A 14,420-nucleotide genomic window follows, 5' to 3' on the forward strand; every position below is an offset into this window, starting at 1 on the left:
CCTGGTGGTCGCACTCGGCGCGCACTGCGACGACATCGAGATCGGGGCCGGCGCCCTGCTGCTCCGGCTGGCCGAAGGGTGCCCGGGGGCGCGTGTCCACGCGCTGGTACTGAGTTCCACGCCGGAGCGTGAGACCGAGGCCGCGAACTCGCTGAAGTCCTTCACCGCCGGCCTCGAACTGCACCTCACCGTCCTGGACCTCCCCGACGGTCGGCTGCCGTCACACTGGTCGGCCGTCAAGCAGGCCCTGGAGGACGCCGGTGATCGCGCCCGCGCCCAGGGGGACGCGGACCTCGTCCTCGCCCCCTCACGGCACGACCTGCACCAGGACCACCGGCTCGTGGCCGAGCTCGCGCCCACGGTGTTCCGCCGTCATCTGGTGCTGGGATACGAGATCGCCAAGTGGGACGGCGACCTGGGTCGTCCAGCAGTCCACGTCCCCGTGCCCTCGGTCCTGGCGGAGCGCAAGGTCGAGCTCCTGGCCGAGCACTACGCGTCCCAGCGGGAGCGCGACTGGTTCGATCGTGAGGCCTTCCTGGGGCTCATGCGACTACGGGGCATCGAGTGCCACGAGCGCTACGCCGAGGCCTTCCACTGCGACAAGATCGTCCTCGGGCCACGGTGCTCCGAGGCGACCGGACGGGAGGTTCCGTGCGCGTCCTGATCACGGGCAGCGAGGGGTACCTCGGCACCGTCATGGCCGAGGTCTTCACGACCGCGGGTCATGAGGTCGTCGGCTTGGACAGTGGTCTCTTCGTCGGGGCGACCCTGGGTCCGGAGCCTGAGCGTCCCCCGCTCATCCGCCGCGACCTGCGCGACGTCACGGTGGACGACCTGAGCGGCTTCGAGGGCGTCTGCCACCTCGCGGCGCTGTCGAACGACCCACTGGGCAGTCTCGCCCCCGAGGTCACGTACGACATCAACCACGCTGCGAGCACCCGCCTGGCGCGTGTTGCCCGTGCTGCCGGCGTCCGTCGGTTTCTCTACGCCTCCACGTGCAGCGTCTACGGCGCCTCGGGGACCGATGAGCCCCTGGACGAGTCGGCCCCCCTCGCGCCTGTGACGCCGTACGCCGAGAGCAAGGTGCGCGTCGAGGCCGACCTGCACGACCTGGCCGATGAGGACTTCGAGCCGGTGTCCCTGCGCAACGCCACCGCCTTCGGTTTCTCACCGCGTCTGCGTGCCGACATCGTGCTGAACGACCTGGTCGCCTCGGCCGTCCTCGACGGGGAGATCGTGGTCAGGTCCGACGGGACGCCGTGGCGACCGTTGGTGCACGTCCGGGATGTGGCCGAGGCCTTCCTCGCCTGCCTGGAAGCGCCCCGCGCGGCCGTGCACGACCAGGCCTTCAACGTCGGCATGGACAGCGAGAACCGGCGGGTCGCCGAGATCGCCGACGTGGTCGCCGAGGCCGTGTCGGGGTCCACCGTGCGTGTCACCGGCGAGTTCGGTGGGGACCCGCGGTCGTACCGCGTCGACTTCAGCAAGATCACCGGTGCGGTGCCGTCCTTCAAGCCCACCTGGACGACCCTGGAAGGTGCCCGTGAGCTCGCGACCGCCTATCGCGAGTTCGGCCTGACCCGGGCGATGTTGCGCGATCAGTTCACCAGACTCGCCTGGTTGCGCCGGCTGCAGGAGGAGGGCCGGCTCACCGAGGACCTGCGGTGGCGCTGAGCGGAGTCCGCTCACGCGCGGTCGGCGTGCAGCCGTTCCACCAGCTCTCGCCAGCTACCCGCGGTCGCGTCCCGGGCGGAGACCACCGCCACCGGCAGGGGCCAGGCTATGGCCAGGTCGGGGTCGTCGTAGCGCACCGCGAGATCCTCGGACGGATCGTGCTCCCGGTCGATGCGATAGCAGACGTCGGCCCACTGCGTGAGTGCCTGGAAGCCGTGCAGGAAGCCCGGCGGCACGTACAGATGACGCCCCTCCTCGTCGTCGAGACGGAAGGTGGCGCTCCGACCGAACGTGGGAGACCCGCGGCGGGCGTCGACGAGGACGTCCAGGACGGCGCCCCGTGCACAACGCACCAGCTTCGCCTCGCCGGCGCCGCTCCGCCCGTGCATCCCGCGGATCACGCCCTCCCGCGATCTCGACTGGCTGTCCTGCAGGAACCTCCTGGCGTCGATCCCAGCACGCTCAGCGGCGGCCACGTCCAACGTGCGGATGAACCAACCGCGCTCGTCCTCGTGGCGGGCCTCCGGCAGGAGGCTGACGACGTCGAGGAGGTCCGACCGTTCGATGCGCACGGTGGCAGTCTGCCGCGCGGCGGGGCCGAGGTGGACCGATGACGGCCCTGGGTCCCTGCCGATGGTGCAGATCCGAGGCCGGCGAGGTGGTGCTGGACCTGGGGCTCCAGCCCGCCAGTGACCACTTCCCGCTCCCCGGAGACCCGCCCGCGGCGGTCCACCCCCTGCGGCTGTGGTTCTGCCACCGTTGCGGGCTGGTACAGCTACCCGACAGGTCACCGGCCCCGGAGGAGCCCCGCGGGGTGGAGCCCGCTGCGCTGCGTGCGCATGCCCGGGACTCGGTGACCTGGACCCTCGGCCAGGGTCTGCTGGAGCCGGGGATGTCGATCCGGGAGTTCGGCAGCCCGCACGGCGGGAGCTGGGCTGACCTGCTGGAGGACGCCGGCCTGCGTGTGGACGCGCACCGGACGGACTCGGTGGACGCCGTGGTGGACGTCTTCGGTCTCATGCACGAGGAGGACCAACGGACGGGGCTGGAGGAGCGGCTGGCCTGCCTCGGCCCTGGAGGTGTCCTCCTCCTGGTCTTCCCACCCTTGGAGACCGTGGTGGCCCACGGGCAGTGGAACGCCGTCCGACACGGCCACCACGCCTACCCGTCGACGGCGGTGGCGGCCCGGCAACTGGCGGAGTCAGGGCTGACGGTCGTTGCCGCCACGCTGCACCCCCTCTATGGCGGGACGAGGTTGCTGGCCGCCCGTCGCGACGCCGCCGTACGACCCGGGTGTGCGCCCGCTCCGCACCCGGAGGTGTCCCGGGAGGCGCTCACCGCTCTCGCCGATGAGGTGACGGCGGGGGTCGCCGCTGTCCGCGCTCACCTGGAGGCGCAGGTCGCCGCCGGTCGGCGGGTCCTCGGGTACGGGGCCGCCTCGCGCGCCGTACCGCTGCTCGTGGCCGCCGGGGTCGGCCCTGACCTGTTGCCCGCCGTGGCGGACGCCTCACCAGCCAAGCAGCACCGTGTCATCCCGAGCGTCGAGATACCGGTGATCTGCCCGGATGAGCTCCTGGCAGCGCGGCCCGACCAGGTCCTGCTCTTCCTCCCCGATCTGCTGGACGAGGTCCGCCGCTCTCTGCCGGACGTCGAACGCAACGGCGGCGGATGGCTGCCCATCGACACGCTGACACGGAAGGGAGCCGGCCGGTGAGCACAGTTCCGGATGGCCCGTTGGTGACCGTTGCGATCCCCACCTTTCGACGTCCCGAGATGCTGCGCGGGGCGATCGAGTCGGCGCTGGCGCAGACCTACCGCAACACCGAGATCCTCGTGTCCGATAGTGCCGCGGACCCGCAGATCGAGGAGCTCGTGACCAGTTACGGTGACCCGCGGCTGCGGTACCGGCACAACGGCACGGTCACCGACATGAGCCACAACGCGCTGGCCATGTTCCAGGACGCCCGTGGCGAGTTCGTCGGAACGCTCCACGACGACGACCTCTGGGAACCGCTGTTCCTGGAGGCCCTCGTGCCGCCATTGGTCGCCGACGAGACCCTCACACTGTCCTTCTGCGACTACTGGGTGATCGACGTCGACGGCACCCTGCGGGAGGACCTCACGGATGCGGTGTCCAGCGAGCGCGGACGGGATCGTCTGACTGCCGGAGTGCACCGGCCCTTCATGGACCTCGCCACGACGGTCCGGGCCATTGCCATGAGCGTGGCCGCCGTCTTCCGGGCCTCGGCGGTGGACTGGTCGGACTGGCAGCACGAGGCCCCCGCCGCCTACGACATGTGGCTTGCTTACCTCCTCGCCCGGGACGGAGGCGGCGCTTGGTACGAACCCCGACGGCTGACGCGCAACCGGCAACACCCCGGCGCCATGTCCTCGACCGACCGCCTGGACGAAGCGGCTCTCTGGGCCTTCGACCGCTTCCTCGACGACGAGCGCCTCGCTGCAATCCGACCCGGGCTGCACCGCGCCGCCGCACCGCACCATGTGGGGATCGCGCTCACCGCCCTGCGCGACGGAGGCCCCCGGGCCCGCGGGGTCGCCGCCCACCATCTTCGCTTGGCCGCCCAGGGCGGCTTCTCCGCCCCGCTCCTGGTGGGTTGCGCCATCACGCCACAGCCCCTCGTGGTCCGGAGGTGGGTCGTCGACACCGTCCGGAGAAGGCGCGCGCAGCGCGCGGGCCGAGAGTAGGGCCACACATCGCTGGCCGCTGTTCCCGTGTTCAGCGGCCGGCCAGGGCGGCCACTATCGGGGCGACGCCGTCCAGGTCGCCGCCGAGGTTCAGGTAGCTGAACCCGAACTCCTCTCGCCGTCGGATCAGCAGGTCGATGCACTCGTCCACTGAGCCCTGGAGTACGGAGGGGGAGTCGGCGAGGATCGCCGGCGCCTCCTGGAGGAGGCGGGAATAGCTGCTGACCCCCGCCCCCTGACGCTCCGCGCTGTCCACCTGGCAATGGAAGACGCTGAACTGCAGTTCTAGGTCGTCGGCGTCCCGTCCAGCCGCCGCAGCGGTCGCACGCACCCTCCTGACCTTTCGCAGAATCGACGCCGCGGAGAGGTCCGCGACGGCCGCTGGGTCTATGCGTCCGGACCGGAGGCGGGGATGCACGCTGACGATGTCGGCCTCACGTGCCGCCAGGTCCAGCATGCGGGGACCGCCGCCCCCGATCAGCAAGGGCGGGCGTGGCTGCTGGACGACCGCGGGTGCGCCCGTCAACCCGCGGACGGCATGGTGCTTCCCGACGTGGTGCACCTCCTCGCCGGAGAACAGCGCCTTGAGAACGGTGACGGTCTCGGCGAGCCGATCGATCCGCACGTCGGGCGGATCGAAGTAGGCCCCTGAGACCTCATAGTCGCCGGCCAGCCAACCCGCGCCCACCCCCAACTCCAACCGGCCCCCGGAGAAGACGTCGACGTTGGCGGCGGCCCTGTGGACCAGAACCGGGTGCCGCAGGTCGGTGTTCAGCACGAGCGTCAGGAGACGCAGGGACACGGAACTGTCCGCAGCCGCCTGGAGCGCGACGAACGGGTCCAGCGCCCACCCTCCCGCGATGTGGTCGGAGACTGAGATCGTGGTGAAACCGAGGTCCTCGATGCGCCGTACCTCCGCGCGCCATGCGCGCAGATCTCCCGTCCACCGGGGCATCGGGGCGATGAAGCGGAAGGGTCTCATGATCTCGAGCGGATCCGGTCAGCCTTGGACGACCAGGCCGCCCCGGCGCTCCCGACTCGTCTCGTCGTCGTAGGCTGCGACGATCTCCTCCGGTACGTGGGACAGGTCCCCCACCTGCAGATAGTCGCGCATCGTCGTCCCGGTGCAGGCCGAGTCGATGTTGCGAGCACCCCGGCGGGTCACGACGTCGTCCAGATGGACGGTGCGGAAATCGATGCTGAAGCGGGTCTTCCCGCTCCTGTTCTCGACGGACGAGTGGAGCTGCGCAGCCGAGAAGATCAACGTCCCCCCGGGGGGCGCGACCACCCGGATCTGAGGATCCGGGTCGATCGCGACAGTCGCCTTGGGCTGCTGACGCGTGTCGGAGGTGATGTGCTTCGCCGCCTCCTTGCGGCTGGTCTCATTCCACTCGTAGTAGTCGTACTCATGCGAGGAGTTGGGAATGGGCTCGTCCCAGTAGCGCGGGTGGAAGGCCATCACGTTGCCGGACTCGACCTCGTAGATCGGCAACCACCAGTTGAGCTGGCACATGGGCGCGGAATACCAGGTGTCGCGGTGTGGGTGGAAGGCGTAGGCGATACCCGAGGTCAGGTAGCCGTCGGACGTGGAGGTGCGCATCCGAGGGACGTCGAAGTAGGTCTTCTGAGGGTCGGCGCCGAGCTCGGTGAGCATCTGCCTGATGCACTCCTTGGAACGCGGGTGGTGGATGAACTGCGGCTTGAGCTCCGCGAGGAGGGCGGCATAGTCCTCGACGGGCATGTGCTCCTGAGCCGTTCGGGGATCGAGCGCGCCGAACGCCTTCTCGATCATCGCGCGAGCATGCTCCACGAGCGCGAGCGCACCCAGCGAGGGTGAGTGCACGAAGAGTTGACCACGGAACAGTTCCGCGCGCCGGTCATCGTCGCTGTGCGGAGCGTCATGGTAAATGGTGTTCATCTCCATGCGCGGACCATAGCGCCGGATGGCAGTAGCAATGAACCCCTTCTCGCACTCGTCGCGGTAGCCATTTGACGAGTCCGACACTGCACGCGCCCCTCGATCATGCGAAAGTGCACACGGTCCACTGAGGACAGCACGACACTAGAATCCGAGAAGCCGTGCGCAATACACCGGAATAGATGCCATAATTGCAGGCCGGAGCGACGGTCAGCCCACCATGCGACACGCAGGCAGTACACGAACGGACGAGTTCTCGCTCGGAGGCGACGCCCGCGCCCCCCACGGGGCCGGCAGGTCGATCGTGAGCCGAACCCTCTCGCGATGGACGAGGCGTCATCTTTGTGGACGCGGCATCATCCTTGCTCCGGCCGTTCGTGGCCGTGGTGAGGTGATCGTCTAGAGGTGGCTCCCTTCCGCGCTCGTTGCCACCTCCTCTCGCTCCAGCCACACCTCGTGCCAGTAGGGCTCGATCTGGCGCTGGCACAACCCGTGGTACAGCCCCTGACAGACGCCACCCTCGAGCACGAGACAGCGTCCTGGCAGTTCCAGCATTCGCCCGGTCCAGTCGTCGATGATGCGGTGCACGACCCGTTGCACGCGCATGCTCTTGCCGCAGTAGGGCGTCATCTCCACGTCGAAGGCGAGCCCACGGTTGCGACCGTCACGGTTCACGGTCCGCCGGATCTGCCTGCGGCTCTTGACCCGGACCCGATCGCCGGCATCCAGTCCCAGGTCGACGGACGGGGTGCGTGTCAACTTCCCCTGGATCGGCGGGACCGACACCCCACCCCCCAAACGCAGCCACCTGGGCAGGTGCGTGCGACTGAGGGACTGATAGGTGTTGACCAGGGACGGGAGGATCCAGCGGAACGCGTCCCTGGCACGGATGTTGCCGGTGCGGATGTCGCGGACGTAATGGCGCAGGTCCCAGTGCTTGATGCGTGTGGTCGCGGCGCGCACCTGGGTCGCTTGGCACGACCACGACTCCTCCCCGCCCGGGCTCTGCGGAGGGTGTACCGCGCGGACCACGTCCTCGTGGCTGCAGCCCTCGCGCGGGACCGGCTGCGCCAGGGCGACAGTTGGCCCCGGGGCTGCCGTACCAGCAGCCGGTTCGACCGGTCGGAGCCACTCCTCCTTCCAGAAGACCAGACAGCCGGCCTGACAGCCTCCGTGCGCGGAGCCGTCGCACCGGATTCCCGTGAGGTGGACGGCCGACTCCATGTGGAGCAGGCTGCCGTAGAAACAGGTCGTGTCGGCTCGGCTCTGCACGGTGAAGCGCGATCCGCAGTGGCGGAGCATCTCGGGCATCAGGGGCAGACCGTCGATGGTGGCGTCCGGTGCCAGGGTGGCGAGGATCTCGGCCTCCGACCGGACCTCGACGACGTCCCCTGGCCGCAGTTGCCGGGGCTTGGGGTTCTGCGGGTGGGGCATCCGGGGTCCTCCCGTGAGACTCACTCGATCTCGAGTGCGGGGATGGGGACGACCAGGCGGCCACCCCACTGACGCACGTAGGCCAACTGCTCCGTGATCTCCCTCCGAAGATTCCACGGCAGCAACAGCACGTAGTCCGGCCGGTCCTCGGCGATCACCTCGGGCGCCAGGATCGGGATGTGCGTGCCGGGCAGGAACATGCCCTGCTTGTGCGGATTGCGGTCGACCGTGTAGCGGAGGAGGTCCGAGCGGATGCCGCAGTGGTTGAGCAGCGTGTTGCCCTTACCCGGCGCGCCGTAGCCGACGACACGCTCGCCCCTCTCGGCCGCGCTGCAGAGGAACCCGACGAGGTCGCGCTTGACCTTGGCGACGACGGCGGCGAAACCGGCGTGCCCCTCGAGCGTGTGCAGGCCGCGACGCCCCTCTTCGGCCAGGACTTCTCGGACGGCCGCAGAGACGTCGCCGGCCTGTCCCTCATGGCGGACCCAGAGGCGCAGCGATCCACCATGCGAGGTCAGTTCCTCGACATCGATGACGACGAGCCCCGCAGAGGCCAGCACCCGCTGTGCCGTGAGCAGCGTGTAGTACTGGAAGTGCTCGTGGTAGATCGTGTCGTACTGCGCAAACTCCATGAGCCGCATGAGGTGCGGCACCTCGATGCTCAGCCAGCCGTCGTCCGCCAGCAGAGCTGCGAGCCCGCGCGTGAAATCGCGGACGTCCGGCACGTGCGCGAAAACGTTGTTGGCAACGACGAGGTCGGCCGGTCCGTGCTCGTCGCGCACCCGCAGACCTTCCTCCTCCCCGAGGAACGCCACGCGAGTCGGGACGCCACGTTCCTCGGCGACGACGGCGATGTTGGCGGCCGGCTCGATCCCGAGCACGGGGACCCCTCGGGCGACCAGGTGCTGGAGCAGGTAGCCGTCGTTGCTGGCCACCTCGACCACGAGACTGGAGGGCGTCAGCCCCACTCGATCCGTCGCCCGGTCGACGAAGACGCGGGCGTGCTCGACCCAGGACGTCGAGTAGGAGGAGAAGTAGGCGTAGTCCGAGAAGATGTCCTCGGCAGCCACGTGCGGGGGCAGTTGCACGAGGAGACAGCGGGCGCAGACCCACACCCGCAGAGGGTAGAAGACCTCGGGTGACTCCAGCCGCTCAGCCGGGACATAGCTCTCACACGGTGGCGACATACCGAGGTCGACGAAGACGTCGGTGAGTTGCTGTCCGCAGAGCCGGCAGGAACCCCCACCACGGGCACCCAGGGCGACCCCGCCGTCCACGGACGAGTGCACTGTCTGCCGGGCGGGGCCGGCCATCGTGACGCTCATGCGCCGGACCGTGTCCGTGTCACAACCAGGTCGTCCATTGGAGTTCCTCGCTGTCCTGTCCCGCGACTCGTCTCACAGGCGGCCACGATCACTCGACGCCTGCTCGGTGGTCGGGTCAGGCTTGCCCGCGACGACACGTCGGTCAAGGACCCCGAGGCTGAGACCCTGTCGCCGCGCACGCCGTCACGCCGGGTAGCCACGTGCATGTGCACCGAGGCCGGGTCGAAGCGCTGACGACTCGACGGCCCCACGAGACGTCACCCGGGGCTAGGTTCGGGCGGCACGATGCCCGGCCGCTCCTGAGGTCGTGCAACTCCAGCGGAGGAGCGATCGTGACCCGCACCAACGGGCTCGCCGACGACGAAGCTCGTGCGTCCACGTCCGTGGGTCCTCGAGGACCGGAGCGATTGCTGTGGGTGACGAATCTGCCTGCTCCCTACCGCCTGGCGGTCTGGGACGAGTTGATCCGATCCGGGATCGACCTGGAGGTGTGGATCGTCTCCTCGAACGGCATGAACCGCACGTGGGGCCAAGGCGTGGACCGACCGTACGTCCGACTGCTCCCCTCAAGGCGGATTCGCCTGAGGGGCGGCGAGACGTACCTGTCTCGGGTCCCCTTCTTCCAGCTCGTCAAGGACGTGGGACACCGAGATGCGGTCCTGATCGGCGGCTGGGAGCTGCCTTTGTACTGGCGCGTCGCTCTGGTCGCCACGTTACGAAGGATCCCGCGAGTGCTCTTCTACGAGTCGACCGGCGCGAGTCACCGGTTCTCCACGGGTCCGGTCGCCTGGATCCGGCGCGCGTTCCTGAAGCACGCCGCGGACGCCGTGCTGGTACCTGGCGTCGCCGCGGAGGGCGCTGTGGTCGCTCACGGGATCCCGCGGTCGAGGATCGTCACGACGTTCAACGCCATCGACCAGCTGGGGGTCCGGCGCGCCGTCGAGCAGGCCGCCGAGGAGCGTCACGCGGAACCCTTGCGCTTCTGCTATGCCGGGCAACTGATCGAGCGCAAGAACGTGGCCGCGCTGCTCGAGGCGTTCTGGGCCATGGACGACGCCGAGGCGGAGCTCCACATCATCGGCCAGGGCCCCCTGCGGCAGAGCCTCGATGAGCTCTCCCAGCGCCTGGCGATCCCTGGTAGCGACAAGAAGGTCGTCTGGCACGGAGGACTGGCGCCTGATGTGGCCCTGCGGCAGATGGTCACCGCACACGTTCTCGTGCTCCCCTCCACCGTCGAGGTGTGGGGCCTGGTAGTCAACGAGGCGCTGGCGGCCGGCCTGCGCGTCGTCGTGTCGACCGCCTGCGGAGTCGCGCCGTCCGTGGCCGACATGCCCGGGGTGTTCCTCTGTGAGCCGACGCCACCGTCCATCCGTGCTGCCATGGAGTCAGCTGCCGCCAGCGGAACCGGCTGGATAACCGCACCGCCGATCCTCCGCGTCGGTGGTCCGCGACGATTCGCCGACGACTCCCTGAGGGCTGCCCGACTGGCATCCGCACGGCGCGGCGGCCGGGCCTGAGACACCGCCCGCCCTTTCCGGTCGGCTCGGCCGACCGTGCGGCAGACCGGTCGGATCACCGGGCGATTGTGAGACGGTGGCGACCTCAAAATGGCGGGATCTGAGCCAGCTGAGCTGAAAGAAGATCATCGGTGGAGTTGAGAGAAGTCCTCGTCGCACTGCGCTCGGCCTGGTGGTTGCCCGCCCTCGGGCTCGTGGCCGGAGCCCTCGCCGCGCTCCTGATCGGCCTCACCCAGACCCCCTCATATGCATCTCACGCGAGGCTCTACGTCTCCGCGACCGCATCGAACTCACTCGCCGACGCCTACCAGGGCAGTCAGTTGTCACAGGCGCGGATGATGTCCTACGCTCAGTTGATCACCAGCCACTCGTTGACCTCCCGGGTCAACGAGTCACTGGACCTCTCGATGTCGCCCGACGAGTTGGCTTCCAAGATCACCGCCACGGCGGTTCCCGACACGGTCCTCCTCGACGTCACTGTCACCGACTCGTCTCCCCGGCGTGCCTACGACATCGCACGAGCCGTGGGTACGGAGTTCAACGACATGGTGGCCCAGCTCGAATCCTCGGCGGCGTCGCCGCAGGATCCGACAGCGGCGCCGATCCGGGTCAGCGTGGTCACGGCTCCGGAAGTCCCCATGACCGCCAGCTCTCCACGCACCGAGCGAAACGTCGCCCTCGGGGCACTGCTGGGCCTTCTCGGGGGCATCGCCGCCTCGGTTGTCCGTTCCCGGAGGGATGGCTCGGTGCGGGACCCTGGCGAAGCAGCGCAACTCACGGGCACCCCCGTCATCGGGGCCATCAGGCGCGACCAGGGTCTCCAGCAGCAGGTCTTCGCCCATGCCGTCACTGGTGGCATTGCCGAGGACTACCGGCAGCTGCGCACGAACATCCTGCACCTGGAGAGCGACGACCCACTGAAGACGATCATGGTCTGCAGCGCGGGTCCCGCCGAAGGCAAGACGTCACTCGTCATCAACCTGGCCCGGGCGCTGGCCGAGGCCGGCCGTCGGGTCACCCTGATCGAGGCGGACCTCCGGCGACCACGGATGACGCAGTACTTGGGGCTGGCGGAGGGAAGCGGTCTTACCGCTGTGCTCACCGGCTCCGCCACGATCGCGGATGTCGTGCAGCAGTGCGGCGACGAGGACCTGTACGTCGTCCCGGCTGGTCCGATCCCAGCGGACCCCGGGGGGCTGCTGGCCTCCGGGCAGATGACACCGCTCATCGATGCACTCAGGGAGAAGAACGACTTCGTCCTGATCGACACGTCCCCAGTGCTGGCGGTCGCCGATGGCCCGAGTCTCGCCGCCGACGTCGACGGAGTCCTGCTGGCGGTGCGGTACGGCCAGACCCGGCGCCAGGAGCTGCAGCAGGCGAAGACGACTCTCGACCGTGTCGGCGCCAGGACCCTCGGACTGGTTCTCACCGTCGTGCCGCCGAGCTCGGGTGTCATGCCGGCCTATGCCTCCCTGTACGGCGACGCACCCGACTCTCTCCGGCCGCAACCGCGCTGACGCCAGGGCGCCGGCGACGGGCTGCGACGCCTGTTGACGGCGACGCCCCGCACCGGCAGGCGGCCGACGGTTGCGGCCCCGCCCTGGTTAGAGCAGACCCGCATCCTGCAGCACTCCGACCATCCGGCTGCCGTAGGCGTCCCAGGAGAACGCTCGTGCGCGCGCGGCGGCAGCCTTCCCCATCCGAGCACGCAGGTCCGGAGAACTCCCGAGCTCGGTCAACGCCGCGGCGAGCGGCTCCACCTCACCCGCCGGCACCACGTAGCCGTCGATCCCGTCCCGGATGATGTCCGCACCGAAGGTGTGAGTGGAGACAACGGTCGGCAGGCCACGGGCCATGGCCTCGAGCCCCACCAGTCCGAAACCCTCGACGAGCGAGGGCAGTGCGAAGACGTCCGCCTTCCGGTACACGTCGTCCAGATCGCTCTTCGTCAGCTGGCCGAGGAGGTCGATCCGCGGATGCCGCGCGCAGATCGCCGCCGCGTCACCGATGGGTCTCCCGGCTAGGACGAGTCGTGACCCCTCTGGCAGATCCGCTGCCTCGAACGCATCGACCAGATAGGACAGTCCTTTCCGCTGGGTGAGCATCCCGACGAACAGGACCCGCAATCCATGATGGGGATCCCGGAGGGCGTCCCCCACCTCGGCCGGGAGGCTCACCCCGAGGGGGACCGTCAGCATCCGGGCCCGATCGACACCGGCCGCCACGTACGTCTCAGCCGCGAAGTTGCTCGCCACGACGAGCACGGACGCGAGGGAGATCTCCTCGTCGAGCCGGTCCGCCCAGTCCTCGTCGAGGTCGTGGTGCTGGAGCGTCGCCGCCCACTCGGGATTGCGCTCCGCCTCCGCGGCGAGGTGACGCTCCATCCAGCGGTGGTGGGCGATCGGGCAGTTCAGGACAGTGGGTATGCCGCGCCGTGCGGCCGCCGCGAGGATGGCTCGGGCCCCGGTGGCCTGCGCGATCACCAGGTCGGGCACCTCCCCTCGCCGCAACTCCCGGGCCACCAGGCGGTCGAACCACTCCGTCCTCTCCCGGATCAGCCGCCTCGCCACGGACCAGTACGGCTTCTGGATGGCGAGCAGGTGGCCGATCTCCAGCAGCGTCCCTCGTCGCTCGATCTTGTCCACCGGGATCCCCCGCAGCGTTCGCCGGCCGACCACCTTTCTCATGGGCCGCGCCCACGCACTGGTCATCACCGGGCTGGAGTCGGACCATCCGAGGCTGGTCCGGTAACCGGACAGCGACCCGCGGACGGCCAATTCCCGCGCCACGTGCTGCAGTTCCGGATGAGTACCTGCGTTGGTCACCAGCACTCGACGCACGAGCGCCTCCCTCTCTCGGGGTCGGTCTGGTCCACGCAGGGGTACCACTCTCGCTCCCCTCGTGCGTGTCGGACCCCGATGCCTCCTCGGCCGGGAACCGAACCCAGGCACTCGGTGACGAGGTCCCGCAGACACAAGCTGGCACAACGCGACCTGTCCCGACAGGGCATCCCCGTGGTTACCCTCGCCCGCATGGCAGGTGGAGGTCTGGAGAAGCCGCCACGGTGGGCTCTGCCGGCGATCACGGCGGGGCTGGTGGCTGTGGCCGTCCTGGTGCCGATCAACCTCAACCGGCAGCAGGTCGACACGTCAGCTGCGGTTTCCGGTACCCCTGTCACGCCCCCGGTCGAGGTTGCGGACGGGCCCTTCCCGATCGCCGTCGTCATGGGGGACTCCTGGGCGGAGGGCTCGGGTGCGGAGTACCCAGGGGGTGGGTTCGCCGAACAGGTCGCCCAGGCCGAGGGGTGGCGCCTGATCAACGCCAGCCAAGGCGGCACGGGTTACGTCACGGACGGCCCCGAGAACTACCCGAAGCGTGCCCCACTTCCCGAGCGAGTACCGGACGTGGTGGCGCAGCAGCCCGACGTCGTCATCGTGGCCGCGGGGCTCAACGACGCGGACCGGGGGTACACGACGGAACAGCTGACGACGGCGGTCCAGGCCACGCTCGAGCCGCTGCGCGACCAACTGCCCGATGCGCTGATCTTCATCGTGGGACCGTTCTGGCCGAACGAGGAGCCGATCGAATCCGCACTCCAGGTGGATGCTGTCGTCCAGGATGTGACGGAGGAACTCGGACTGCCCTTCGTCAGCCCCATACAGGAGCGATGGATCACCGGGTCCAACGAGGGGACTCCCCTGGGGAACCGGGCGCAGTACATCGGCACCGGCGTCGCCGGAACACACCCGACGCAGGCCGGGCACGACTACCTGGCCGACCGGATCGAGGACGCCCTCGCGGCCATCCCCGGCGTGCCGCGTGGGTCCTAGCTCATCCCAGAGGCGC

Annotated in this window: 13 protein-coding genes and 1 pseudogene; 8 read left to right on the top strand and 6 right to left on the bottom strand. The window is 69.4% G+C overall.

Annotation, left to right across the window (positions count from 1 at the left end):
* Positions 1-4 precede the first annotated feature (4 nt).
* Positions 5-664, top strand: a complete 660-nt coding sequence (locus tag ACI784_RS07615) for a PIG-L deacetylase family protein (RefSeq protein WP_457013021.1) — start codon at positions 5-7, stop codon at positions 662-664.
* A complete protein-coding gene (locus ACI784_RS07620) occupies positions 652-1,674 on the top strand; it encodes an NAD-dependent epimerase/dehydratase family protein (RefSeq protein ID WP_457013022.1) in 1,023 nt (340 codons plus the stop codon). The genes ACI784_RS07615 and ACI784_RS07620 overlap by 13 nt, the downstream gene beginning before the upstream one ends.
* 11 nt (positions 1,675-1,685) lie before the next feature.
* On the opposite strand, the gene ACI784_RS07625 is transcribed toward ACI784_RS07620, so the two are convergent.
* Positions 1,686-2,246: a dTDP-4-dehydrorhamnose 3,5-epimerase family protein gene (locus tag ACI784_RS07625; protein WP_457013023.1), complete on the bottom strand. Its 561-nt coding sequence runs from the start codon at positions 2,244-2,246 to the stop codon at positions 1,686-1,688.
* Between the two features lie 38 nt (positions 2,247-2,284).
* Here ACI784_RS07625 and ACI784_RS07630 point away from each other — a divergent pair.
* The 3 genes and pseudogenes from ACI784_RS07630 to ACI784_RS07640 all read left to right on the top strand — a co-directional run.
* A pseudogene (locus ACI784_RS07630) lies at positions 2,285-2,452 on the top strand (hypothetical protein); the annotation flags it as partial.
* Positions 2,453-2,488: 36 nt separating this feature from the next.
* The gene (locus tag ACI784_RS07635) at positions 2,489-3,388 is read left to right on the top strand and encodes a hypothetical protein (protein ID WP_457013063.1); all 900 of its coding nucleotides are present in this window, start codon (positions 2,489-2,491) and stop codon (positions 3,386-3,388) included.
* 23 nt (positions 3,389-3,411) lie between these two features.
* The gene (locus ACI784_RS07640) at positions 3,412-4,380 is read left to right on the top strand and encodes a glycosyltransferase family 2 protein (RefSeq protein ID WP_457013024.1); all 969 of its coding nucleotides are present in this window, start codon (positions 3,412-3,414) and stop codon (positions 4,378-4,380) included.
* 31 nt (positions 4,381-4,411) lie between these two features.
* On the opposite strand, the gene ACI784_RS07645 is transcribed toward ACI784_RS07640, so the two are convergent.
* From ACI784_RS07645 to ACI784_RS07660, 4 genes are all read right to left on the bottom strand, one after another.
* Complete coding sequence (locus ACI784_RS07645) at positions 4,412-5,362, bottom strand: TIGR03621 family F420-dependent LLM class oxidoreductase (protein WP_457013025.1); 951 nt, start codon at positions 5,360-5,362, stop codon at positions 4,412-4,414.
* A gap of 18 nt (positions 5,363-5,380) precedes the next feature.
* Complete coding sequence (locus ACI784_RS07650) at positions 5,381-6,304, bottom strand: hypothetical protein (RefSeq protein ID WP_457013026.1); 924 nt, start codon at positions 6,302-6,304, stop codon at positions 5,381-5,383.
* Positions 6,305-6,697: 393 nt separating this feature from the next.
* Positions 6,698-7,732: a hypothetical protein gene (locus tag ACI784_RS07655; protein ID WP_457013027.1), complete on the bottom strand. Its 1,035-nt coding sequence runs from the start codon at positions 7,730-7,732 to the stop codon at positions 6,698-6,700.
* Between the two features lie 20 nt (positions 7,733-7,752).
* Positions 7,753-9,057, bottom strand: a complete 1,305-nt coding sequence (locus ACI784_RS07660) for a methyltransferase domain-containing protein (protein WP_457013028.1) — start codon at positions 9,055-9,057, stop codon at positions 7,753-7,755.
* A gap of 332 nt (positions 9,058-9,389) precedes the next feature.
* Here ACI784_RS07660 and ACI784_RS07665 point away from each other — a divergent pair, with 332 nt between their 5' ends.
* Both ACI784_RS07665 and ACI784_RS07670 read left to right on the top strand, forming a co-directional pair.
* Positions 9,390-10,574, top strand: a complete 1,185-nt coding sequence (locus ACI784_RS07665) for a glycosyltransferase family 4 protein (protein WP_457013029.1) — start codon at positions 9,390-9,392, stop codon at positions 10,572-10,574.
* Between the two features lie 131 nt (positions 10,575-10,705).
* Entirely contained in the window at positions 10,706-12,091 is a 1,386-nt protein-coding gene (locus tag ACI784_RS07670; RefSeq protein ID WP_457013030.1) for a polysaccharide biosynthesis tyrosine autokinase, read from the top strand.
* 87 nt (positions 12,092-12,178) lie between these two features.
* Here the strand turns inward: ACI784_RS07670 and ACI784_RS07675 are convergent, their stop codons facing one another.
* On the bottom strand, positions 12,179-13,405 hold the full coding sequence (locus ACI784_RS07675) for a glycosyltransferase family 4 protein (protein WP_457013031.1): 1,227 nt from the start codon (positions 13,403-13,405) through the stop codon (positions 12,179-12,181).
* Between the two features lie 201 nt (positions 13,406-13,606).
* Between ACI784_RS07675 and ACI784_RS07680 the strand changes: the two genes are divergently transcribed.
* On the top strand, positions 13,607-14,404 hold the full coding sequence (locus ACI784_RS07680; protein ID WP_457013032.1) for an SGNH/GDSL hydrolase family protein: 798 nt from the start codon (positions 13,607-13,609) through the stop codon (positions 14,402-14,404).
* Positions 14,405-14,420 lie beyond the last annotated feature (16 nt).

Source organism: Geodermatophilus sp. SYSU D01186 (assembly GCF_054050215.1).

What these genes read in the sequence shown, in the direction of transcription:
- ACI784_RS07645 (WP_457013025.1), bottom strand. Translation starts at nt 5,362, where the DNA reads ATGAGACCCTTCCGCTTCATCGCCCCGATGCCCCGGTGGACGGGAGAT.
- ACI784_RS07650 (WP_457013026.1), bottom strand. Translation starts at nt 6,304, where the DNA reads ATGGAGATGAACACCATTTACCATGACGCTCCGCACAGCGACGATGAC.
- ACI784_RS07655 (WP_457013027.1), bottom strand. Translation starts at nt 7,732, where the DNA reads ATGCCCCACCCGCAGAACCCCAAGCCCCGGCAACTGCGGCCAGGGGAC.
- ACI784_RS07660 (WP_457013028.1), bottom strand. Translation starts at nt 9,057, where the DNA reads ATGAGCGTCACGATGGCCGGCCCCGCCCGGCAGACAGTGCACTCGTCC.
- ACI784_RS07680 (WP_457013032.1), top strand. Translation starts at nt 13,607, where the DNA reads ATGGCAGGTGGAGGTCTGGAGAAGCCGCCACGGTGGGCTCTGCCGGCG.